Source organism: Pseudomonas sp. GW821-FHT09D08 (assembly GCF_059416305.1).
Genome location: NZ_JBWKOX010000023.1, coordinates 55,471 through 77,337, shown reverse-complemented (window position 1 = coordinate 77,337; position 21,867 = coordinate 55,471). Strand labels below are relative to the sequence as shown.

Genomic DNA, 21,867 nt, shown 5'->3' with positions numbered 1-21,867 from the left:
AATGGACCTTGATTCGCTCAGCCAGCAATTGATCGAACGCTTCCAGCACGGCATGCCGCTGTGCGCCGAGCCCTACCGCGAAATGGCCCAGGTACTGGGCTGCAGCGAGGCCGAGGTGATGGCCTGCCTGCAACGCCTGGAACTGGCCGGCGCGTTGTCGCGCATCGGCCCGGTGTTCGAACACACCCGCGCCGGCGCCAGCACCCTGGCCGCCCTGGCGGTGCCGATCGAGCGCCTGGAACAAGTGGCGGCGCGGGTCAGCCAGTACCCGGAGGTCAATCACAACTATGCCCGCGAGCACCGTTACAACCTGTGGTTCGTGCTCACCGGGCCCCACCGCCAGCACTTGCAGCAAGTCCTCGATGAGCTGGAGAAAGACACCGGCCTCACGCCCCTGGACCTGCCGATGCTCACCGCCTACCGCATCGACCTCGGTTTTTCCCTCGGAGAGCAGCCGTGATCGCGCCACTGAACCACGAGCAGATGCTCGACCTGCGCCAGTGCCTGGAGCGCGGCCTGCCCATCGTGCCACGGCCCTACGACGAGCTCGCCGAGCAGATCGGTGCCCACCACGATCAGGTGCTGCAACAGATGCAGCAATGGCACGACCAGGGCCTGTTCCGTCGTGTCGGCCTGGTGCTCAATCACCGCGCCCTGGGCTATGTGGCCAACGCCATGCTGGTGCTGGATGTGCCGGATGCGCTGGTCGATGAAGTCGGTGCGCGCCTGGGCCGCGCGCCCGGCGTGAACCTGTGTTACCAGCGCCCGCGGCGCCTGCCGCAGTGGCGCTACAACCTGTTCTGCATGGTGCACGGGCGCGAGCGCGCGGTGGTCGAGGCGCAGATCCAGGCGTTGCTGGAGCAGCATCTGCTCAGCGACTTGCCCCACCAACTGCTGTTCAGCACCCGCGCCTTCAAGCAATGCGGTGGGCGTTTCGCGCCGCCGCCGTCACAGGTATGGGCCCATGGATGAGCTGGATCGACAACTGATCAACCGCCTGCAACACGGCCTGCCGTTGGTGCGCCAGCCCTGGCAGCAGGTGGCCGAGGAACTGCACAGCCCTCCGAGTGAACTGCTCGACCGCTTGTATGCCCTGCTCGAAGACGGCGTGCTCACGCGCTTTGGCCCGATGTTCGACATCGAGCGTCTCGGCGGCGCCTTCACCCTGGCCGCGCTCGCCGTACCCGAGGCGCGCTTTGATGCGGTCGCCGAGCAGCTCAACGCCCTGCCCCAGGTGGCCCACAACTACCGCCGCGAACACCGCTGGAACATGTGGTTCGTGCTGGCCTGCGCCACCGCGCAGGAGCTGGCCGATACCCTGTCGTGCATCGAGGCCCTGACCGGGCTGGCGGTGCTCAACCTGCCGAAGGAGCACACCTACCATGTCGGTCTGTATTTCCCGGTCTGACAACACCCTGGCCCTGCAACTGGTCGCCCTCACCCAAAGCGGCCTGCCGCTGGTGGAGGACCCATGGGCCTGGCTCTCCGAGCAACTGGGCATCAGCGTCGAGTCGACCCTCGACCTGCTCAAGCGCCTGCAGGCCGAAGGTGCGATCCGACGTATCGCCGCGGTGCCCAACCACTACCGCCTGGGCTATCGGCATAACGGCATGACGGTGTGGGACGTGGCCGATGTGCACCTGCCGCGCCTGGGAGAACTGCTCGGCGCCCAGCCGTTTGTCAGCCATTGCTACCGTCGCCCCCGGCGCCCGGACTGGCCCTACAACCTGTTCGCCATGGTGCATGGCCGCAGCCGCGAAGAAATCGACAGCTACCGCGAGCACCTGCGTTTCCTGCTGGGGGAGGCCTGCCGCGCCGACGAGATGCTGGTGAGCAGCCGCATCCTGAAAAAAACCGGCCTGCGCCTGACGCCGGCGCACTCAAAGGAATAGCCCATGCTGCGAATCAGTCAGTACCTGCGCACCCTCGCCGGTCAATGCCCGCCGCCGCGCACCTCGCCCCCTGGCAGTGAGCGGCCGCCGGTGGTGATCTGGAACCTGCTGCGGCGCTGCAATCTCACCTGCAAGCACTGCTACGCCACCAGCGCCGACAGCGTGTTTCGCGATGAGCTCGACACCCCGGCAGCATTGCGGGTGATCGACGATTTGCACGACGCCGGGGTGCGCGTGTTGATCCTGTCCGGGGGCGAGCCGCTGCTGCGCGAAGACCTCTTCGTGCTGAGTGCCTATGCCCGTGACAAAGGTTTTTTCGTCGCACTGTCGACCAACGGCACGCTGATCGATGAGCACAACATCCAGCAGATCGCCGACGCCCGTTTCGACTACGTGGGCATCAGCATCGACGGCCTGGAGGCGACCCACGACGCGTTTCGCCAACTGCACGGCAGTTTCCAGCGCTCCATGCACGCCATCCGCCTGTGCCGCGAAGCCGGGATTCGCGTGGGCCTGCGCACCACCCTGACCCAGGACAACCATGGGCAGCTCCCGCAGTTGCTGGCGCTGATGCGCACCTATGACGTGCAGAAGTTCTACCTGTCACACCTCAACTACAGCGGGCGCGGCAAACGCAGCCGCCAGCTGGATGCGCACCGGCAAATGAGCCGCGAGGCCATGGCGCTGATCTTCCAGCAGGCCTGGAGCGATATTCAACACGGCGTGGACAGCGATTTCGTCAGCGGCAACAACGACGCCGACGCCGTGCTGTTGCTGCAATGGGTGCACCAGCACCTGCCCGAACACTACCCGCAGCTTGAACACCTGCTGCATGCCTGGGGCGGCAATGCCTCGGGCAGCGGCATCGCCAATATCGACAACACCGGCGAGGTGCACCCGGACACCTACTGGTGGCAGCAATCGGTGGGCAATGTGCGCAATACCACCTTCCGCCAGCTCTGGCTGGAACAGCCCGACCCCTTGCTGCTGCGCCTGCGCGAACACCCGCGCAGCATTGGCGGGCGTTGTGCCGAGTGCCGCTGGCTGGCGATCTGCAACGGCAATACCCGCACCCGCGCCTGGGCCGATGGCGACCTGTGGGGCCCGGACCCCGGTTGCTACTTCAGCGACGCCGAGATCGCGCGCCAGCCCCTCAACCTGATCCCTTGCTCGACCACCCGGTGACACAACCGGGGGCCGCCTACCTGATGATGAACCAAGGACGTCCCATGCACACTTCAACTGCCCACTTCTCCACTGGCCTGCCAGCCAGTCTGCACAGCCCCTTGCACCCCGGCGAAGTCGCGTTGGTGGGCGCCGGCCCCGGTGACCCGCGCCTGCTGACCCTGCGCGCCTGGAGCCTGTTGATGCAGGCCGACGCCGTGGTGTTCGACCGGCTGATCAGTGCCGAACTGCTCGCGCTGATCCCGTTGACCTGCGCCCGTCATTACGTGGGCAAGGCCAGCGGTTGCCACAGCCTGCCCCAGGATCAACTCAATGAACTGCTGGCTGAGTTGGCCGACCAGGGCCAGCGGGTGGTGCGCCTCAAGGGCGGCGACCCGTTTATCTTCGGGCGCGGCGCCGAGGAGCTGGAGTACCTGCTCGCCCGCGGTATCCCGTGCCAGGTGGTGCCGGGCATCACCGCCGCCTCCGGCTGCAGCGCCTATGCCGGTATCCCGCTGACCCACCGCGACCTGGTCAATTCGTGCCGCTTCGTCACCGGCCACCTGCAACGCGACGGTGCGTTGAAACTGCCATGGGCCAGCCTGGCCGAGCCGAGCCAGACCTTGGTGTTCTACATGGGCCTGTCGAACCTGGCACTGATCGCCGAGCATCTGGTGGCGGCCGGTTTGCCCGCAGATACACCGGCCGCCCTGATCAGCAACGGTGCGCGCGCCGATCAACAGGTGGCCCGTGGCACTCTGCGCCAGTTGCCCACCCTGGCCGCCGACTGCGAACCCGGCGTACCGACGCTGACGGTGATCGGCCACGTCGTCAACCTGTTTGCCGACGCCGCCCTGCACTTCCCCGCCAGCCTGGCACCGGCCCGTGAAGCGGTGGCGGTATGAAACGCCTGCTGCTGGTGCCGCTGCTGTGGGCGACGGCCGCACACGCTACGCCAGCGCAGGACTACCGCCAGTATTGCGAAAGCTGCCACGGGCTTAATCGCATCGGCGCCAGCGGCCCGGCGCTGTTGCCGGAGAGCCTGGGGCGGATTAAGCCGGATGAAGTGCGCAAGGTCATCGAACAAGGCCGGCCCGCCAGCCAGATGGCCGCGTTCGCGCCGCAACTGAGTGCCGCGCAGATCGATAGGCTGGCGCAGTTTCTGCAACAGCCGCCTGATTCACCGGCGACATGGAGCGAGCATGACATCCGCAACAGCCACAGCGTGCTGGCGGACCTGCGCCAATTGCCGAGCACGCCGCAGCATCACGCCGACCCGCTCAACCTGTTTGTGGTGGTGGAGTCCGGCGACCATCACATGGATATTCTCGACGGCGACACCTTTGCGGTGCTGGACCGTTTCCCCACCCATTTCGCGGTGCACGGCGGGCCGAAATTCTCCCCGGACGGACGCTTTGTGTACTTCGCCTCGCGGGACGGCTGGATCAGCCAGTACGACCTGCACAACCTCAAGTTGATCGCCGAGATCCGCGTGGGCCTCAACACCCGCAACCTGGCGGTGAGCAAGGATGGCCGCTGGGTGCTGGCGGGCAATTACCTGCCGGGCAACCTGGTGCTGCTGGATGCCCGCGACCTGTCGCTGGTCAAGACCCTGGACACCGGCTCACGGGTCAGTGCGGTGTACACCGCGCCACCGCGCAACAGCTTTATCGTCGCGCTCAAGGACGTGAACGAGGTCTGGGAATTGTCCTATGCCGATGCTCGGCCCAGTTTCGAGCCCCGGCGCATCCAGGCCCAGGATGTGCTCGACGACTTCTCGTTCTCGCCCGATTACCGCCAATTGATCGCCACCTCCCGCAAGGCCGGCGGCGGCCAGGTGATCGACCTGGACAGCGGCCGCGTGGTCACCGACATCCCGCTGTCCGGCATGCCGCACCTGGGTTCGGGGACGTACTGGCAACGCAACGGGCAGTGGGTGTTTGCCACGCCGAATATCAGCAAGGGGCAAATCTCGGTGATCGACCTCAAGACCTGGACCCTGATCAAACGGATCCCCACCCTCGGGCCGGGCTTTTTCATGCGCAGCCATGTGAACTCGCGCTATGTGTGGAGCGACGTGTTTTTCGGGCCGGACAATGATGCGATTCACCTGATCGACAAGCAGACCCTCGAGATCGCCCACACCCTGAGGCCAGTGCCGGGCAAGACGGCGGCCCATGTGGAATTCACCCGGGATGGGCGATATGTGTTGCTGAGCATCTGGGCCACGGAGGGGGCGCTGATTGTGTATGACAGCCAGACGCTCGAGGAGGTGAAGCGTATCCCTATGAATAAACCGTCGGGTAAGTACAACGTGGGCAATAAGGTGGAGTTTGCGGAAGGGACGTCGCATTGAACACGGGTGACAGGCAGGAAGCAGCCAGGTCGTAGAGCGCATGGGCACCGCCGGTCCCCTGTGGGAGATGTCGAGCTTCAGCGAGGCTTCGATGGCGGTGGCACAGTTGGTAGAGGTGTTGGCTGACACAGCGCTATCGGGGACAAGCCCTAATGCCAGTCACTTAAGGCTTTTTGTAGGAGCGAGCTTGCTCGCGAAAAACTCACAGGCGCCACGCTCATTCAGGAAGCACGCGTTATCGTTGACGTTTTTCGCGAGCAAGCTCGCTCCTACAGGAGGCGATGTACGCCTAACTGACTGGCATTAGGGCAAGCCCCCTCCCACATTTGATTGTTGTTGCCAGGTAGAAAACGTCTGGCCGTCGATCTGATGGGCACCGCTGATCCCTGTGGGAGATGTCGAGCTTCAGCGAGGCTTCGATGGCGGCGGCACAGTTGGTAGAGGTGCTGGCTGACACACTGCTAACGGGGAGTGTCAGACGGTACGGGAGAATTGGCCTTTGTGGGCGCCGCCCAGGTAGGCGTCGAAGGCCATGGCCACGCTGCGTACCATCAGTTGACCCTTGGGCAGCAGTTGCAGCGCGTCGTCCTGGACCAGTAATAAGCCGTCCGCCACTTGCTCGTCCAGCTGCGTCAACGCTTGGGCAAAATACTCATTGAACCGAATGCCATGGGCCGCTTCCACCTGGGCGACATCGACGCGGCCGTCGCACATCAACCCATTGATCACCTCGCGGCGCAGTACGTCATCGGGGTTGAGGCGGTAACCGCGCTGCACCGGCAACATGCCCGCATCGATGCGCGCGTAGTACTGGGACAGCTCCTTGACGCTCTGGCTGTAGCTGTCGCCGACCTTGCCGATGGCCGATACGCCCAGGCCGATCAGGTCGCAATCGGCATGGGTGGAGTAGCCCTGGAAGTTGCGTTGCAGGCTGCCGTTGGCGCGGGCCAGTGCCAGCTCATCGTCGGGCAGGGCGAAGTGGTCCATGCCGATGTAGATGTAACCGGCCTCGGTGAGGCGGCGAATGGTCAGTTCCAGCAGCTCCAGCTTGCGCGCCGGGGGTGGCATGTCTTCGGGACGGATCATGCGCTGGGCGCGGATCTGGCTCGGCAAGTGTGCGTAGCTGTAGGCGGCCACGCGGTCGGGCCGCAGGGCGATCAGCTTGCTCAAGGTCACGTCGAAGCTGGCCACGGTTTGCAGGGGCAGGCCGTAGATCAGGTCGACACTCACCGACTTGAAGCGTGCCTCGCGGGCCGCCGCCACCAGTTGCAGGATCTGCGCTTCGCTTTGCACGCGATTCACGGCGGCCTGTACGTCGGGGTCGAAGTCCTGCACGCCGAAACTCAGGCGATTGAAGCCCAGGCGGCGCAGGGTGTTGATGCGCTCGAGGCTGATGGTGCGCGGGTCGACCTCGATGGAGAACTCATGGGCGTCGCTGTCATCCAGGCTGAAGTTGTCCGCCAGGCAGGCCATCAGTTCGGCCAGTTGCGCATCGTCCAGATACGTCGGGGTGCCGCCGCCCAGGTGCAACTGGGTCAGGCGCCGCGAGCGCTCGAACAACGCGCCCTGCATCTGGATCTCGCGCTTGAGGTACGCCACATACTCGACGGCGCGGTGGGTCTTACGGGTGATGATCTTGTGGCAGCCGCAGTAGTAGCAAAGGCTCTGGCAGAACGGAATATGGATGTACACCGACAACGCCTTGGGCGCGGCGAGTTGGTGACTGGCGCGCACGGCCTGGTGATAGTCGTCCAGGGCAAACGCGCTGTTGAACTGCGGCGCGGTGGGGTAGGAGGTGTAGCGCGGCCCCGGGCGGTCGTATTTGTGCACCAGGGCACGGTCGAACTCAAACGCCGTCATGGTCAATCACCTCGTCGTTGGCGCTGACGGGGGCGGTCAGGGGCTCGGTGACGTACAGACGCGCCGGGTCGGCGGTTTCGTGAAACCTGCCACAACAGGTGGCGAGTTGGCCATTGCTCAGCTGGGCACAGTACTCACGGGCATCCGGGGTGTTCTGGGCACACAGTGTGTCGATCTGGCTGATGGCGCCCAGGCCAAAGCCGATGTGATCGCAGTAGCCGTGCAGGGTGAAGCCTTCGCAGTTACGGCTCAGGCGTCCGCGTTCCTGGGCCTGCTTGAGGTCATCGTCGGTGCGGGCGAACTGGCCCAGGCCGATGTAGTGGTAACCGGCGGCGGCCAGGTGTTCAAAGCCGAGGCGGCGCATCGCGCGTTTATCCGCCGCGCTGCAAAACGCCTGGGATTGCCGGCCCAGGTAGCGCACCGGTGGCTGGGCGTAATCGAACAACTGCAGGCGGTCCGGCTCCAGGGCAATCAGGCTGGCCAGTTTCTGCTCGAAACTGGCCGGCGTCTGCCAGGCATGGCCGTAGCCGAGGTCGATGTTCACTGAGCGAAACCCGAAGGTCCGCGCCGCATCCACCAGCGACTCGATGGGCGCCGGGTCCTGATAGCGTGCCTGGGACAGCGGCCCGTCCCGGTTGGCGTCGGGCACGCCGATGCTGGCGTGGTTGAAACCCTGGTCGCGCAACAGGCCCATGGTGGCCCAGTCGGTGTGCCAGGGGTCGAGGTCGATTCGGTAGTCGCCACGGTCGTGGTCGAGAAAGTTGAAGCGGCTGTGCAGGTGTTCCAGCACCGTGCACACCTGCTCGATCGTCGGTGTGGTGCCGCGCAGGTGAAAGTGCTCGACTGGTTGGCGCGGGCCGAGCTGGCAGCCGATCAGCTGGATTTCCTGGGTGAGGCTCTGCAGGTACTCAGCGCCGGCATCGCTTGCCGGCCAGTGCAGGTTCAGCGCCAGGGGCCGCTGGCGCTGGCGGCTGTCGCGCAGGGCGCGCAGCAGGTCGAGGGAACCGACGCCGGCATGGAAGCGGCGCGTGTCCGTCTGGCAGGCCAGGCCCAGCACGCCCTGGTACTGACGAAAGCGGGTGGGATGAAGATGGCTGCGCATGGCGGACTCCGGAGCGGGCGGCGGTGGTCCATTGTCCGGTGCGACCGCTGCGCGCACCTTGATATGCATCAAGGTCGCTACCAGCTGAGGTAAAACATGCCCTTGGCCAGCAGCACAATGGCGACCATGTGCACGAACAGGCTCAGGTGAATGAAATGGCTATAGCGCGCACTGACCTTGCCCCGGCGCATCCGCGCCATGGTCACCAGGAAGTGCAGCAGCACACTGGCGGCCAGGATCAACTTGAGGCCCAGCAACGTGCCAAACGAGGATGCCAGCGGGGCCGACAACGCCGGCAGGTAGCGCAGCCAGACCATGCCGAGCCCGGCGCCGAACAGCACCAGCAACACCCACGGCATCAACACCCGGGCACGCCGGGCGACGCCCTGCTCCACCAGCACCATCACCCGAATCGGCAAGTGCTGGTGCAGGTGCCCGAGGATCAGCACTTCGAAGAACACCGTGCCGATAAAGACCAGCGCAGCGAACAGGTGGGCCAATAGCAACAGGAGGTAGAGCATGCAAGCCTCGCAGAGGGACCGGCCGTGGGGAGCCCAGTGTGCGGGCTGGCGCACGGGGCGGCCTTGATGCCGGTCAAGCGTTGCTCCTGCCTGGCTTACAGCAACGGCAGGCTGTAGCTGACGATCAGCCGCGTCTCATCCTTGTCGGCGGTGTCATTGCCGCGCAGCACGGCGCTGCGCCAGGTCAGGCCCAGCCCCTTGAACGTCCCCGTGGGGATCACGTAGTCGACACGCACATCGCGCTCCCACTCGCTGTTGTCGCGACGCGCCGCACGGATGTTGCTGCCGTGGATATAGGTCACGCTCGACTTCAGGCCCGGAACGCCCAGGCCGGTAAAGTCATAGGTGTAGTTACCCACCGTGGCCTGTTCGCCGGCGTTGACGAACTTCAACGACTGGGCGTTGGTGATCAGGTACAGCGAACGGCCCTGGCCCTGGTTGATGTGGGGGAAGTCACTGGCGCCGGTGGTTTTCTGATACCCCAGGCCCACGGAGTGCCCGTGCACGCCATAGGTCAACATCGCGCTCCACAGGCGGTTGTCGACCTTGCCTGAGTTGACTCCCGGCGCGTAATACCCGGAACTCACATAGCCTTCACCGCGCCCGGCGGCGCTGCCGTTCTTGCCGTCGGCGGTGCTGTAGAAATAACGCAGATCGGTCTTGAGCTGCCCCACCGGCAACTGCCAGTTGTGCACCAGGCCGACGAAATGCTGCTGGTAGAAACTCTCCAGGGTCGCGTAGTAGTACTGCACTTGCAGTTGCCTGCTGACGGCGTAATCCACCCCGCCGTAGTAGAACTGGTTGCTGGACTTGCCCTTGGCCGGGTCATTGGCCCCGGCGATCGACAGACCCTGGCCGTTGCTGGAGTTGCGGTCGAGCACCTGCTCCATTTTGCCGGCGATCAGGTTGAAGTCCTTGAGGTCCCTGGAATCGACCTGATAGCCACGGAACGTCTGCGGCAACAAGCGGCCGTCTTCGGACATCAGCACCGGCATCTTCGGCATCAAGGCGCCGACCTTGAGCTGGGTTTGTGAGATGCGCACCTTGCCGGTGGCGCCGGTCTTGCTGAAGTCATGGGCGGCCTTGCCATCGGACAACGGGAAAACGCTGCCGGGGGTGTTGTCTTCTCCGGCCTTGCCGGCGCGCCCCGAGGCATCCAGGCGCAGGCCATACATGGCCTGCAGGTCCAGGCCGAAGCCCACCAGGCCCTCGGTGAAACCGGACTGGTAGTTGAACATGAAGGCCTGGCCCCACTCCTTGTCCGACGGCGCCCTGGTGTTGCGGGTGTCCTGGTTGTAATAGAAATTGCGCAGGTCGAGGGTGGCTTTGCTGTCATCGATAAAACCCGATGCAGCCGCCTGCTGCGCGGCGCCGAAGGAGACGGCGAGCGCCAGGCACGTGGTGTGTTTCATGAAGGCTCCGTGAAGTGATTGAGGCGACCCCGTTACAGCCCAACCCTGTTGTTTGTCGGTCGGGTGGTGCTGCATTCAACGGGTGCGCGCACGGTATAGCCTTGGGCCGTGGGGAAACAGCCGCTAAAACCGTCAATCACTGTTGCGGTTTACGTAACAATCCCGCTCGTTCAAGGCACCGGCAACCAGCCCTGGAATACCCCTGGGGAGGCGAGCGGACACCAGGCAAAATCCCATTGCGTGGCGGGCAGTGCCTGTTGTTCGGCGGCGGCACTGCGCACGTCCTTCCAATCGAACACCGTCAAGCCCTGCCAGGCCAGGACCACCCCCTGGGCCTGGCTGTCATCCGTACTGATCCAACGCGCCGCCGCGGCGGCCATGAAGGTTTCGATGGGCTCTTCATCAATCCGCCCGCGATACGGCGACGCCAGCAGCCAACGGCACAGGTTCAGGTGCCAGGTCCAGTCCTGGGCCGGCTGGTTGCGATAGGCCCAGGTCATGAAGCTGCGAAACAGGTTCAGGCCCTCGGGCGGGTCGAGCTTGAGCAGCGTCGGGCAGATGTCGAACACGGTGTGCCAATACGGCAACAGGCGTGCATCCAGGTGCACAAAGCAGCGGGCATTGCTCGGGTAGTCCGGGCGTGCCGGTTCCGCGCGCAGGCGACGGGCCGCCTGGCTGACCAGGCGGCTGGCGCCGGCAGGCAAGTGATGGTTCATAAAGCGCACTCACAGTCGTGACGATAGAACGCCCCCTGTTCACAGGAGGCCCAAGGCACACGTCAGAATGCGGGGGATGCGCGGGGGTTGGCCGAGGGCCAGGAATAACGCGGCGGCGCCTTGTTGCGCCGCTCATGGGCCGGGCGTGGGGTCTGCCCCAGGCCCAGCAACCAGGCCAGGCCGATCAGGAACACCAGCGTGACGGTCACGGCGTTGCACACCGGGCAGGCAAAGTAGTTCGAGATGTTACTGGAAGACGGCGCGCCCAGCCCTTTGTCGGAAAGTGGAAGCTGTTGGCCGTCCACTCCACAGAACGCGCCACCGATCCCGTTGAGTTGCTGGCCGGTCATCTGGCCATGGCCCAAACCGCACACGAACAGGTTCATCAGCACGCAGAAGTACAGGGTCCAGACGATCAGGGAACGGTCGGGGCGGCTCGATTTCATGGCGGCGACTCTACCACCAGCGGTGCAAAAGGATGAAATTCAGCGTGCCCCTGTGGCAGAACGTCGCAGATTACGCGGGCTGGCCAGGGTTGGTAGACTTGGCGCCCTCCTCGTTTACTCCTATTCAAAGCCCGCCGAGTTGATTTCGCGCAATGCGGGCGTTTCACAGGATGCACCGTTGATGAGTACGTTATTCACCCGCCGCAAGGTCCTGACCGGCATGGGCCTGTTGGGCCTGGGCCTGCTGGCCGGTTGTGACAACAGCCCCAAGTTGAACTTCAAGTACGGCAAGGACTTGAGCGACAAGATCATGGGCCGCACCTTCAAGCTCAAGAACACCGAGGGCGACACCGTCACCCTCAGTTCCTACCGTGGCCTGATGCCGGTGGTGTTCTTCGGTTTCACCCAGTGCCCGGCCGTGTGCCCGACCACGCTGGCCCGCGCCGCCCAGGCCAAGAAACTGATGGGCCGCGACGGCGAGATCATGCAGGTGATCTTTATCACCCTGGACCCGGAACGCGACACGCCGGAGATCCTCGACAAGTACGTCAAGGCCTTCGACCCCAGCTTCGAAGCGCTGTACGGCACCCCGGAAGAAATCGCCGTGGCCGCCAAGGAATTCGGGATCTTTTATGAAAAGATCCCCGCCGGCGACACCTACACCCTGTCCCACACGGCCACCAGTTTTGTCTTCGACACCCGTGGCAACCTGCGCCTGGGGTTGCAGGCATCCCTTACCGCTAAAGAGTGCGCAGAAGACCTGCTCACCGTCATGGAGGTCTGCTAATGACTGCCGTTCAACACCTCAAGCGCTTCACCCTTGGCCTCGCCCTGGTGGGCCTCGCCGCCCACGCCAGTGCCCAGGTGCAAGTCACCGACGCCTGGGTGCGCGCCTCGGTGCCGGGCCAACCGTCCAGCGGCGCGTTCATGACCGTGACCGCCGACAGCGACAGCAAGCTGCTCAGCGTGGCCTCGCCGGTGGCCAAGGACGTGCAGATCCATGAAATGAGCATGAAGGACGACGTGATGCGCATGGGCCCGGTGGACGCGGTGGCCCTGCCGGCGGGCAAGGCGGTCAAGCTCGACCCGGACGGCTACCACGTGATGCTGATGGGCCTGACCGGCCAGATCAAGGAAGGCGACCAGGTGCCGCTGACCCTGACGGTGCAGGACGCCAAGGGCGAGAAGCAGACCGTTGAGGTTCAGGCCACGGCGCGTGGGCTGGATGGCATGGACCATAGCAAGATGCATTGATGCAGCGGATTTAAGGGGGTGCCTGTTCCTGTGGTGAGGGAGCTTGTTCCCGCACCACAAAGGTCCCCCTTCAATCCACGATAAATAGCTTCGCCCCGACACTCGTCGAGGAACGATGCGCCTCCATGTCATTGCCCACCTGGTAACTCATCCCGGCCGTCAGCGTGAACCGGCGGCCGTCTTCCAGCTCGGTGTGCAACTCGCCTTCCAGGCACAGCAGCACATGCCCGCGCCGGCACCAGTGATCGGCCAGGTAGCCGGGGCTGTAATCCACCCTGCGCACACGGGTGGTGCCGAAGTGGCAGGTGCGCCATGAGGCACTGCCGCTGACGCCGGGGTGAAGCTCGGGTTCGAGGGTGGACCAGTCGGTGATGCCAAACGGGACAGCGGTGAGTTCCATGGTTTGCTCGGTCGTCAGTTAACGTGGCCTGAGGCTATCCACCTGACAACGTGCGCGATAGACACAGATCCCGTGGTTTTGTGGGATACAGGCGAGCGTGCTTGTTATCCTGCCCACCCTGCTCCCAAGGACGCGCGCTGATGCAGATCGACCCCGCCTATATCCTGTTTGAGACCGAGCACTGGCTGCTCAACCATCACCTGGCTTCGAAGCTGCCGGGTTACCTGATGCTGGGTGCCAAGGCGCCTGTTGATTCCCTCGCCGACATGTCGGATGCAGCGCTGGCCGAACTGGGTGGGCTGCTGGCGAAAACCCAACGAGTCATGGAGGCGCAACTCAAGCCCAAGTGGTTGTATATCAGCCGCTATGGGCATCTGCCGGGGTTCCCGCTGCACTTTCATTTCATCCCGGTGTATGACTGGGTGGAAGATGCGTTCTGGGGGGATGAGCGTTATCGGCGGCTGCAAGGCTTGGGTTCCCAGGACCTGGCAAAAACCCTCACCGATGGCGCTGAACTGACGCTGTTTGTGTGGCGGGAGTTGGGTGAAAGCCTGATGCCTCCACCGATCCACGGGCCGTCCGTTACACAAGTGATCGCAACCTTGCGAACCCACTTTCTCCACTGAACAAGCCCACCTGTAGGAGCTGGCTTGCCAGCGAAAATCGTCAACGATGACGCGGCCATTCTGAATAAGCGCGTTGCCCTCGGGCTTTTCGCCGGCAAGCCGGCTCCTACAGTCGGTGCGTCAGCGCGGCAGCGGTTTTTTCATCGGAATACACGCCAACTGCAACCCCGACGGCGAGTGATAAATCGCCTGTTCATCGCCCACGTAGCCGCACGCGCGATAAAAACTCGCGGCATTCAACGTCGCGTCCAGCACCACCTCTTCAATCGCCAGTTCCCGCGCGACCTGCTCAAGGTGATCCAGCATCGCCTTGCCATACCCGCGTCCGGTGAATGCGGGCAACACGAACAGCGCGCCGACTTCGTTGTTGGCCAGGTCGAGCATGCCAGTGGCGATCGGCTCACCGTTCAACCAGCCCAGGTAGAACGGTTTTTCCATCAGCGCGCTGTAGCCGTCCTCGGCCTTGCCACGGGTCCAGAGCGCCATTTGTTCAGCGGTGTAGACACCGATGCATTGGCTGCGAATGGCTGCGCGGCGGATGTCAAAAGCGGCGTTGGCGTCGGTGGGGGTGGCGCGTTTTATTTCCAGCATGGGGTCCTTCCTTCATGGATTTTCATTGCCCGCCCGGGTGAATGAATAACGGAGGTGAGGGCGCTTGCTTCCGCTTTGGCGGGCTCCACACTGCCTCTTGAATGCCGTGCCCCTGACCAACATACATCGAAAACAGCACCCACCACCAAGCCTGGCGCAGACAAAACTGTGGGAGGGGGCTTGCCCCCTCCCACAATTTCGATCTGTGTTCTGCCCAGAGTCCCAGCAAGGCCGTTATGATGTGGCCTTTCGCTCAACGCCCCAGGAAACGCCCATGCCCGCCCTCACCTTACGCAACGCTCTCCCCGCCGACGCCGCCCGTTGCTTTGAAATTGAAATCACCGCCTACGAGGGCGACGAAGCCGCGACCCTGGAAAAGATCGCCACGCGTATTGCGCTATACCCGCAAGGCTTTTTGATCCTGGAAGCCGATAGCGAGGTGGTGGGTTTTATCAACGGCGGCTGCGCCCACGAAGTGATGATGTCGGACGAGGCCTTCAAGGAACTGGTGGGGCATTCGGCCGAGGCGCCGAATGTAGTGATCATGTCGGTGGTGGTCGACCCGCCGCATCAGGGCAAGGGTTATTCCAAGGTGCTGATGACCGAGTTCGTGCAGCGCATGCACGCCATGGGCAAGCGCACGATTCACCTGATGTGCAAGGAACAGCATGTGCCGTTGTACACCCGCATGGGCTACACCTATGTCCAGCCGTCACCCTCGGATCATGGCGGCATGGCCTGGCATGAAATGCTGATGACGCTTTAACCCACGGAGGGTTTTGCAATGACCGCAGCGCTTATTGAAGTCAGCGACCAGGCCAATCCCGACGCCGAGCGTATTCTCGGCAACGGCCTGGCTGCGTTCAACGAAGGTATCGCCGGCTACAACGACCGCCTGCCACTGACGGTATTGCTCAAGGATCCCGAGACCCGGCAGACCGTCGGTGGCATCACCGGCAAAACCACCCTGGGCATGGCTTTTCTCGACCTGTTCCACCTGCCCGAGGCCCTGCGCGGCACAGGCCTGGGCAGCCGGTTGCTGCACGCCTTTGAGCACGAAGCCCGGCGTCGCGGCTGCGCGAACGCGGTGCTCTATACCCTCAGTTTTCAGGCACCGGGCTTTTATGAAAAACATGGGTGGGTGCGGTTCGGGGAGGTCCCGTGTGAACCGGCAGGCAGCAGTCGCGTGTTTCTGTCCAAGCGGCTGTAACGTCCAGGACTTTGCCAGGCAGCCGTTTGCAGCCTGGCGTCAGGCCGAACAACCGCCGGTTACCAACTCCCCGACGCCCCGCCACCGCCACTGGAACCACCGCCCCCCGAGGAACTGCTGCTGGAGCTGGAGCCGCTGGAACCCGAACCGGAGCCACCGCCCGAGCCGGACCCCGAGCCGGAACTGGCAATGCTCTGCACAAATACGATAAACGCCACGAAGGAGGCCACTGGAATCGCCACGATCCAGCCCTGATACCCGTGCCCCAGCAGTGTCCCCGCAGCGACGTAGATGGCCATGACTGCCAGCGCACGCAGGAGGAAAAAGCGCGGGCGCTTTTTCCAGGATGCCCTGATGACGAAGAACAACCCGAGGTACAAGCCCAGCACCAACGCCCCGCCAAACGGCCACACCAGCCAATGGATATAACTGACCTCCACGAATCGGTTGGCGATCACCACCCCGGCGATGTAGGCCAACAGCCCTGTCACGCAGTAGAACGCCGTGCGCGCCAGCCACAAGGCGCCGAAGGTGGCGCCGCCGATCAGGAGGGTCAGGGGCAGTACCAGCAGGTACATCGGCCATTCCCGGCCGCCGGCGAATGCCACCAGCGCCACGGTAACGACTGCCGTGGCGATCAACGCCCCACGCCAGCCCAGCTTGCGCGCGGCGACCAGCACGCCGCCGATGGCACCGCACACGAACGCCAGCAACACCGCAAGCGCCTCAAGACTGCCGCCCTGCCCGGCTACTTGCGGCAAGTCACCGCCATCCACCAGGACAACCAGGTCGTTCACGCCCTGCTCGACACCGCCAGCATAGTCGCCCTGGCGAAACGCCGGGGTGATGTGCTCTTCGATAATCCGATGGGCCAGCAGGTCGGTCACCGTGCCCTCCAGGCCATAGCCCACCTCGATGCGCACCTTGCGATCGTCCTTGGCCACCAGCAGCAGGATGCCGTCGTTGACATCCTTGCGCCCCAGTTTCCAGGCACGGAACAGTTGGTTGGCGTAGTCCTCGATGCTCGCGCCACGGGTGGTGGGCACCAGCAACACCGCCACCTGCGCGCCTTTGCGGTGTTCAAGGGCGGCGAGTTGGTCTTGCAGACGGGTGGTGGTGCCGGCGTCGAGGGTGTTGGTGAGGTCGATCACCCGCTGGTCGAGGGCGACGCCGATGGGCGACGTCTCGGCCTGGGCGGTGATAAACAGGCTGGCAGACATCAATACCAGCAGAGTCAAGACGGATTGCCGCAACCACCGCATCATGTTTGTTACCTGAAGTTTCTTCCTGAAGGCGCTGACTTTACCCTATCGACGCTATAACGCGTGACCCAAAGCCATCGACTATCTAAACTGCAGCACACCTAGCAATACGCCATAACTTCGAGATCCCCATGGGCCTACTCCAGCGCAACAACGTCAACGTGATGGGTGACGGCCACTCGACCCTGGTGTTTTCCCATGGTTTCGGCTGCAACCAGGCCATGTGGAACTACCTTGCGCCGCAGTTCAAAGAGCGCTTTCGCGTGGTCCTGTATGACCTGGCGGGCGCCGGCCTGTCCGACCTCAACGCCTTTGACAAGGCCAAGTACAGCGCGCTGGACGGCTATGCCCGCGACTTGAACGAGATCATCGAGGCCTTTGCCGAGGGCCCGGTCATCCTGGTGGGACACTCGGTCAGTGCCATGATCGGCACTCTCGCCGACCGCCTGGCCCCCGGCCGTGTCGCCGCCCATGTGATGATCGGCCCGTCGCCACGCTATATCGATGACGATGGCTACGTAGGCGGTTTCAAGCGCGCCGACATCGACGACCTGCTCGACACCCTCGACAGCAACTACCTCGGCTGGTCCAGCGCCATGGCCCCGGTGATCATGGGAGCCCCCGGCCAACCGGCGCTGAGCGACGAGTTGACCGAGAGTTTCTGCCGCACCGAGCCGGAGATCGCCAGGCAGTTCGCGCGCGTGACCTTTATGTCGGACAACCGCCAGGACGTGATCGGCCTGCCCACCCCGGTGCTGATCCTGCAATCGAGTGACGACCTGATCGCCCCGGTGGCCGTGGGTGAATACCTGCACAGCGTGCTGCCCAACAGCACCTATTGCCTGGTGGACAACGTCGGCCATTGCCCGCACATGAGCGCGCCGCAGGCCTGCGCGGCGGCCATGGACGCCTTCCTCGTGCCGTGGATGGCCGCACGTGCCGGCTGATCTGTTCGACAGCGCCGCCTGCGCCCTGGCCGTCACCACGGAAGATGGCACGATCCTGCAGGCCAACGCGCGCCTCAGCGGCTGGCTGGGGTTCAGCATCGCCGCGCTGCAGGGCCGGCGCTTCCAGGACCTGCTGAGCACGGGCGGGAGGATCTTCCACCAGACTCACCTGGCGCCCATGCTGCGCATGCACGGCAGCGTCACCGAGGTTAAGCTGGACCTGCTGCACCGCGATGGCCACAAGCTGACCGTGCTGCTCAACGGCAACAAACGCGAACAGGCCGGCGCCGTGGTGTACGACCTGGCGCTGTTCGGCACCACCGACCGCGACAAATACGAGCGCGAGCTGCTCAACGCGCGCCACCTGGCCGAAGCGCTGTTGCAGGAAAAAACCGCCACAGAAGTCGCGCTGCAACAAGCCCAGGCCGAACTGAACGAGGCCTACGCCATCGCCCAGCATCGCGCCCTGTTTGCCGAGCAGATGGTGGCGATTGTCAGCCATGACCTGAAAAACCCGCTCACGGCGATCCGCATGGCCTCGGACTTTCTCAGCCGTGGCGAACGCACGCCCAAGGAGCGCCAACTGCTGGGGCACATCGGCCAGTCCTCAGAGCGCGCGCAACGCATGATCGCCGACCTGCTGGACTTTACCCAGGCACGGGTCGGCCACGGCATCACTATCAAGGCGGCGCCTCTGGACCTGCACGAGGTGATCCATCGCGCGGTGGACGAACTGCGCGTGGCGTTCCCCAAGGCAACGCTGGAGCATCACGCACAGGGCCGTGGCGACGCCTGCCTGGATGCCGATCGCGTGCAGCAAATCATCGGCAACCTGGTCGCCAACAGCGTGGCCTATGGCGACCTGCAACGGCCGATTACCATCACCTCACGCCTGGATGCCGGCGCTTGCGAAGTGACGGTGCACAACCACGGCACGGCGATTCCGGCAGGTTTGCTGGCCGGGCTGTTCGAGCCCATGACCCGCGGCACCGACCAGGGCAGCGACGTGCGCAGCGTGGGCCTGGGCCTGTATATCGTGCGGGAGTTGGCCAAGGTCCATGGCGGCGATGTGGCGGTGAGTTCCTGTGCCACGGCCGGCACCACCTTCACGGTGACGTTTCAGAACAGGTAGGCACTGCCCTGCATGATCGGCTCCACACTGCCCGTCAACACCACACCGCCCTGCCCGTCCCAGTGCACCGTGACCGTACCGCCATCGCACTGCACCTGCACCGTGGCGTCCAGCAAGCCACGACGGATGCCATTGACCACCGCGCCGCAGCAGCACGAACCGGAACCCAGCGGCACACCGCCGCCACGCTCCCAGATGCGTAGGCGGATATGCCCACGGTCGAGCACCTGCACGAAATGCACATTGGTCCTGGCCGGGAACAGCGGGTGAATTTCCAGCGCCGGGCCGACGGCGGCCGGATCGATGGCGTTGATGTCGGCCACAAAAAACGTGCAATGGGGGTTGCCCATGCTGCACGCCGCCGGGTTGCCCGCTATCGGTAACGTGCACGTATCCATGGCCTCGGCCAGCGGCACGGCCGACCAGTCCAGCGACGGCTCACCCATGTTGACCGACACTTGACGATCCGCTACCCGCACGCAGGTCAACAGGCCCCGGTCGGTGCGCAGCACAACCGAATCGCTGCGGGTTTCATGCATCAAGCGGTCGGCCACCCCACGCGTGGCGCTGCCACAGGTTTGCAGCGGCGTGCCGTTGGGGTTCCAGAACTTGATGCGCGCAGCGGCGTCTTCGCAGTCGAGCACCACGGCCAGTTGATTGAAGCCAATGCCGGTGTGGCGATTGCCCAGGCGGCGGGCAACCTCGGGGGTGACAGGGTCGTCCAGGCCACGGCGGTCGATGATGATGAAATCGTCGCCGTGGGCGTGCATCTTTGTGAACGGCAAGGTCATGGGCTGTCCTGGGGTCGACCGGTGGGGGAACGGGAGGATACCCTGAACCGACCCACCCTTATCGAGAGTCAAGCATGCTTATCGTCTTCAGCGGCCTGCCCGGCACCGGCAAGACCACGATTGCCCGCGAGTTGGCGCGCCAGACCGGTGCGGTTTACCTGCGCATCGATGTGATCGAACAGGCGATTCGCGACGCGGGCGTATTGGCAGGTGATGTCGGTGCCAGCGGCTACGGCGTGGCGAATGCGCTGGCGCTGAGTAACTTGCAGTTGGGCCATAGGGTCGTCGCCGATTGCGTGAATCCGGTCCAGGAAAGTCGGGCAGCCTGGGCAGCGACGGCCGCGACGGCAGACGTGGCGCTGGTCAATATTCAGGTGGTGTGTACAGACGCACACGAACACCGGCGCCGGGTGGAAACCCGTACGGGCGACATTCCTGGGTTGACGCCGCCGACTTGGCAGTCGGTATCGACGCACGAATACGAGCGCTGGGGCCAACCCGTGTTGACCCTGGACACGGCCTCCGTGACAGCTACCGAGGCCGTCGCGTCAATCATTGCCCACACGGCAATGCCCTAGAGCACACTCCCCATCGCCTTCATCAACACCAGGTCGCGCCCATAAATATCCGGCGCATACACCAGGTCACCCTGGCCGTCGACCTGCACTGTCCAGTAGCCCAGCAGCACCGGCACCGGGGTGGCCAGCCGGAATTCATGGGTCACGCCGGTGGCCAGCAGTTCATCGGTGCGCGCGCGTTCGGCCGGGCTGACCAGCAGGTCGCGCAACAGCAGCGGTTGTTCAACCCTTACGCAACCCGAACTGAAGGCCCGTGGGCCTTTGGTGAACAGCGGTTGGCTCGGGGTGTCGTGCAGGTACACCGAGTACGGGTTGGGAAAGCGCATCACGATCTTGCCCAGCGGGTTGCGCGGACCGGCTTCCTGGCGCAGGAGGATATTGCCGGGGCGCGCCCAGTCGATATTTTCCGGCGCCAGCGGGTGGCCTTCGGCGTCGAGCACTTGCAGGTTCTGCTGGCGCAGGTACTCGGGGTTGAGGCGGATGGCCGGGAGTTTGTCCTCGCGCATGATGGTGGGCGGGATGGTCCAGGTGGGGTTGAGGGTCAGCCGGGTGATGCGTGACTTGAGCAGCGGCGTCTGGCGTTCGGCGCGGCCCACTTGCAGGCGCGTTTGCCACACCGGGATGCCGCTCTGGTACACGCTCAGTTGCGCGGCGGCCACATTGACCAGTACACCTTCGGGCTCCAGGTCCTGGGCCAGCCAGCGGAAACGCTCGAGGTTGATACGCAGTTGTTCGCGGCGCATGGCCGGGCTGATATTGAGTTCGGCCACGGTGCCGGCGCCGATCACGCCGTCCGATTGCAGGGAGTGGCTGAGCTGGAAGGCCTTCACCGCCGCGACCAGTTCCGGACCGTATTGTTTGCCCGCGCCCTTGGGTTCCACGGACAGGTAGCCACCGCTGTGGAGCCGACGGGCCAGTTCCGGGACGCGTGGGTCGTCCATGCCGGGACGCAATAACGGCCCGCTGCCGACCGGATCCCAATGGGGCAAGGGTTGCAGGCGCACCGTGGAATAGGCGTTGCGCAGGCTGCGGTACAGATCGGCGCTGGGGCGCGCCTGGTCAAAGGCTTGCGCCATGTTTTGCAGGCCGAGGGCCGAGAGGGCCAGCACTTCGGTGTCGGGGTCGCGGGTGGGCGGCTGCGAATGCCACAGCGGTTCGAAGCGCGATTGCTGCAGGCGCCCGTAATGCAGATCCTGCAGGGCTTGCAGGTAGTGCTGGCTGATGTCGATGTCGCTGCACAGCACATTGGCCGTGGCATCCGTCGCAGGCAGACTATAGTGGGTGGGGTCCAGGCCGTCGTCGGCGAGCAGCTGCAATTGGGCGTGCAGTGCCTCGCGGCGATCATTGGCGGACCACAGCGGCCCATTCCCCTGCTGCTGGTAGAACGCTTGCAGGCGCAGTTGCGTGGCAGCATCTATCTGCGCGGCAAGGCCGGGGCAGACACCCGGCAGTTGCGCCAGCGCCTGTTGCAGCGGGGCCAGTTCGACCGGCGCCGGCGTGGTGACCGGCAATGGCTCGACCGGCAGCACGTCGGCTGTGGCGACCAATGGTGCAACGAGCAGGCAAATGCTCAAGTAACATGCGTGTTTTTTGAACAATAGCTTTGC

26 protein-coding genes are annotated in these 21,867 nt (G+C 64.3%); 15 read left to right on the top strand and 11 right to left on the bottom strand.

The features are described 5' to 3' along the window. Window position 1: 1 nt before the first annotated feature. The 7 genes from AC07OP_RS27525 to AC07OP_RS27495 are packed head-to-tail and all read left to right on the top strand — an operon-like array spanning window position 2 to window position 5,412. Window positions 2-460: an Lrp/AsnC family transcriptional regulator gene (locus tag AC07OP_RS27525; protein ID WP_495102858.1), complete on the top strand. Its 459-nt coding sequence runs from the start codon at window positions 2-4 to the stop codon at window positions 458-460. Then, complete coding sequence (gene ahbB, locus AC07OP_RS27520; protein WP_027607202.1) at window positions 457-972, top strand: siroheme decarboxylase subunit beta; 516 nt, start codon at window positions 457-459, stop codon at window positions 970-972. The genes AC07OP_RS27525 and ahbB (AC07OP_RS27520) overlap by 4 nt, the downstream gene beginning before the upstream one ends. After that, window positions 965-1,408: an Lrp/AsnC family transcriptional regulator gene (locus AC07OP_RS27515; protein WP_495102859.1), complete on the top strand. Its 444-nt coding sequence runs from the start codon at window positions 965-967 to the stop codon at window positions 1,406-1,408. The genes ahbB (AC07OP_RS27520) and AC07OP_RS27515 overlap by 8 nt, the downstream gene beginning before the upstream one ends. Then, window positions 1,383-1,892, top strand: a complete 510-nt coding sequence (gene ahbB / locus AC07OP_RS27510) for a siroheme decarboxylase subunit beta (protein ID WP_495102860.1) — start codon at window positions 1,383-1,385, stop codon at window positions 1,890-1,892. The genes AC07OP_RS27515 and ahbB (AC07OP_RS27510) overlap by 26 nt, the downstream gene beginning before the upstream one ends. Before the next feature lie 3 nt (window positions 1,893-1,895). Next, window positions 1,896-3,077: a heme d1 biosynthesis radical SAM protein NirJ gene (gene nirJ / locus AC07OP_RS27505; RefSeq protein ID WP_405125661.1), complete on the top strand. Its 1,182-nt coding sequence runs from the start codon at window positions 1,896-1,898 to the stop codon at window positions 3,075-3,077. Between the two features lie 44 nt (window positions 3,078-3,121). Beyond that, window positions 3,122-3,961, top strand: coding sequence for a uroporphyrinogen-III C-methyltransferase (gene cobA / locus AC07OP_RS27500; RefSeq protein WP_495102861.1), 840 nt, complete (start codon window positions 3,122-3,124; stop codon window positions 3,959-3,961). Further along, the gene (locus tag AC07OP_RS27495) at window positions 3,958-5,412 is read left to right on the top strand and encodes a cytochrome D1 domain-containing protein (RefSeq protein ID WP_495102862.1); all 1,455 of its coding nucleotides are present in this window, start codon (window positions 3,958-3,960) and stop codon (window positions 5,410-5,412) included. Before cobA ends, AC07OP_RS27495 begins: the two co-directional genes overlap by 4 nt. A 474-nt stretch (window positions 5,413-5,886) precedes the next feature. On the opposite strand, the gene hemN is transcribed toward AC07OP_RS27495, so the two are convergent. The 6 genes from hemN to AC07OP_RS27465 all read right to left on the bottom strand — a co-directional run bounded on the left by hemN (window position 5,887) and on the right by AC07OP_RS27465 (window position 11,469). Continuing rightward, complete coding sequence (gene hemN, locus AC07OP_RS27490) at window positions 5,887-7,272, bottom strand: oxygen-independent coproporphyrinogen III oxidase (RefSeq protein ID WP_027607208.1); 1,386 nt, start codon at window positions 7,270-7,272, stop codon at window positions 5,887-5,889. Then, the gene (locus tag AC07OP_RS27485) at window positions 7,259-8,374 is read right to left on the bottom strand and encodes an oxygen-independent coproporphyrinogen III oxidase (RefSeq protein ID WP_495102863.1); all 1,116 of its coding nucleotides are present in this window, start codon (window positions 8,372-8,374) and stop codon (window positions 7,259-7,261) included. Before AC07OP_RS27485 ends, hemN begins: the two co-directional genes overlap by 14 nt. A 77-nt stretch (window positions 8,375-8,451) precedes the next feature. Continuing rightward, window positions 8,452-8,895, bottom strand: a complete 444-nt coding sequence (locus tag AC07OP_RS27480; RefSeq protein ID WP_495102864.1) for a hypothetical protein — start codon at window positions 8,893-8,895, stop codon at window positions 8,452-8,454. 95 nt (window positions 8,896-8,990) lie between these two features. Next, complete coding sequence (locus AC07OP_RS27475; RefSeq protein WP_495102865.1) at window positions 8,991-10,307, bottom strand: OprD family outer membrane porin; 1,317 nt, start codon at window positions 10,305-10,307, stop codon at window positions 8,991-8,993. Window positions 10,308-10,477: 170 nt separating this feature from the next. Continuing rightward, the gene (locus AC07OP_RS27470; protein ID WP_495102866.1) at window positions 10,478-11,023 is read right to left on the bottom strand and encodes a putative natural product biosynthesis protein; all 546 of its coding nucleotides are present in this window, start codon (window positions 11,021-11,023) and stop codon (window positions 10,478-10,480) included. Window positions 11,024-11,085: 62 nt separating this feature from the next. Further along, complete coding sequence (locus AC07OP_RS27465) at window positions 11,086-11,469, bottom strand: DUF2946 domain-containing protein (protein WP_495102867.1); 384 nt, start codon at window positions 11,467-11,469, stop codon at window positions 11,086-11,088. A 181-nt stretch (window positions 11,470-11,650) separates the two neighbouring features. Here AC07OP_RS27465 and AC07OP_RS27460 point away from each other — a divergent pair, with 181 nt between their 5' ends. Both AC07OP_RS27460 and AC07OP_RS27455 read left to right on the top strand, forming a co-directional pair. Further along, window positions 11,651-12,256 carry an SCO family protein gene (locus AC07OP_RS27460; RefSeq protein WP_024074981.1) on the top strand — a complete coding sequence of 202 codons (606 nt, stop codon included), beginning with the start codon at window positions 11,651-11,653 and terminating at the stop codon, window positions 12,254-12,256. Then, window positions 12,256-12,723 (top strand): copper chaperone PCu(A)C, encoded by a 468-nt coding sequence (locus AC07OP_RS27455; protein ID WP_115488955.1) that lies wholly within the window; start codon window positions 12,256-12,258, stop codon window positions 12,721-12,723. The genes AC07OP_RS27460 and AC07OP_RS27455 overlap by 1 nt, the downstream gene beginning before the upstream one ends. Window positions 12,724-12,793: 70 nt before the next feature. Here AC07OP_RS27455 and AC07OP_RS27450 read toward each other — a convergent pair whose 3' ends face one another. Beyond that, on the bottom strand, window positions 12,794-13,123 hold the full coding sequence (locus AC07OP_RS27450) for a DHCW motif cupin fold protein (protein WP_092357344.1): 330 nt from the start codon (window positions 13,121-13,123) through the stop codon (window positions 12,794-12,796). Window positions 13,124-13,263: 140 nt separating this feature from the next. Here AC07OP_RS27450 and AC07OP_RS27445 point away from each other — a divergent pair, with 140 nt between their 5' ends. Beyond that, the gene (locus AC07OP_RS27445) at window positions 13,264-13,749 is read left to right on the top strand and encodes an HIT family protein (RefSeq protein WP_495102868.1); all 486 of its coding nucleotides are present in this window, start codon (window positions 13,264-13,266) and stop codon (window positions 13,747-13,749) included. 120 nt (window positions 13,750-13,869) lie between these two features. On the opposite strand, the gene AC07OP_RS27440 is transcribed toward AC07OP_RS27445, so the two are convergent. After that, on the bottom strand, window positions 13,870-14,340 hold the full coding sequence (locus AC07OP_RS27440; protein WP_495102869.1) for a GNAT family N-acetyltransferase: 471 nt from the start codon (window positions 14,338-14,340) through the stop codon (window positions 13,870-13,872). A gap of 274 nt (window positions 14,341-14,614) precedes the next feature. Between AC07OP_RS27440 and AC07OP_RS27435 the strand changes: the two genes are divergently transcribed. Both AC07OP_RS27435 and AC07OP_RS27430 read left to right on the top strand, forming a co-directional pair. Further along, complete coding sequence (locus AC07OP_RS27435) at window positions 14,615-15,106, top strand: GNAT family N-acetyltransferase (protein ID WP_495102870.1); 492 nt, start codon at window positions 14,615-14,617, stop codon at window positions 15,104-15,106. 18 nt (window positions 15,107-15,124) lie between these two features. Beyond that, complete coding sequence (locus AC07OP_RS27430; RefSeq protein WP_141155309.1) at window positions 15,125-15,550, top strand: GNAT family N-acetyltransferase; 426 nt, start codon at window positions 15,125-15,127, stop codon at window positions 15,548-15,550. Window positions 15,551-15,609: 59 nt separating this feature from the next. Here the strand turns inward: AC07OP_RS27430 and AC07OP_RS27425 are convergent, their stop codons facing one another. Further along, on the bottom strand, window positions 15,610-16,815 hold the full coding sequence (locus AC07OP_RS27425; RefSeq protein ID WP_495102871.1) for a TPM domain-containing protein: 1,206 nt from the start codon (window positions 16,813-16,815) through the stop codon (window positions 15,610-15,612). A 128-nt stretch (window positions 16,816-16,943) separates the two neighbouring features. Here AC07OP_RS27425 and AC07OP_RS27420 point away from each other — a divergent pair, with 128 nt between their 5' ends. After that, a complete protein-coding gene (locus AC07OP_RS27420; RefSeq protein ID WP_495102872.1) occupies window positions 16,944-17,759 on the top strand; it encodes an alpha/beta fold hydrolase in 816 nt (271 codons plus the stop codon). Continuing rightward, window positions 17,749-18,891: a PAS domain-containing sensor histidine kinase gene (locus tag AC07OP_RS27415; protein ID WP_495102873.1), complete on the top strand. Its 1,143-nt coding sequence runs from the start codon at window positions 17,749-17,751 to the stop codon at window positions 18,889-18,891. Before AC07OP_RS27420 ends, AC07OP_RS27415 begins: the two co-directional genes overlap by 11 nt. On the opposite strand, the gene dapF is transcribed toward AC07OP_RS27415, so the two are convergent. Beyond that, window positions 18,879-19,682 carry a diaminopimelate epimerase gene (dapF, locus tag AC07OP_RS27410; RefSeq protein ID WP_495102874.1) on the bottom strand — a complete coding sequence of 268 codons (804 nt, stop codon included), beginning with the start codon at window positions 19,680-19,682 and terminating at the stop codon, window positions 18,879-18,881. The genes AC07OP_RS27415 and dapF overlap by 13 nt on opposite strands. A gap of 74 nt (window positions 19,683-19,756) precedes the next feature. Here dapF and AC07OP_RS27405 point away from each other — a divergent pair, with 74 nt between their 5' ends. Beyond that, a complete protein-coding gene (locus tag AC07OP_RS27405; RefSeq protein WP_495102875.1) occupies window positions 19,757-20,260 on the top strand; it encodes a P-loop nucleotide/nucleoside kinase family protein in 504 nt (167 codons plus the stop codon). On the opposite strand, the gene AC07OP_RS27400 is transcribed toward AC07OP_RS27405, so the two are convergent. Next, on the bottom strand, window positions 20,257-21,858 hold the full coding sequence (locus tag AC07OP_RS27400; RefSeq protein ID WP_495102876.1) for a L,D-transpeptidase family protein: 1,602 nt from the start codon (window positions 21,856-21,858) through the stop codon (window positions 20,257-20,259). The genes AC07OP_RS27405 and AC07OP_RS27400 overlap by 4 nt on opposite strands. Window positions 21,859-21,867: the final 9 nt, after the last annotated feature.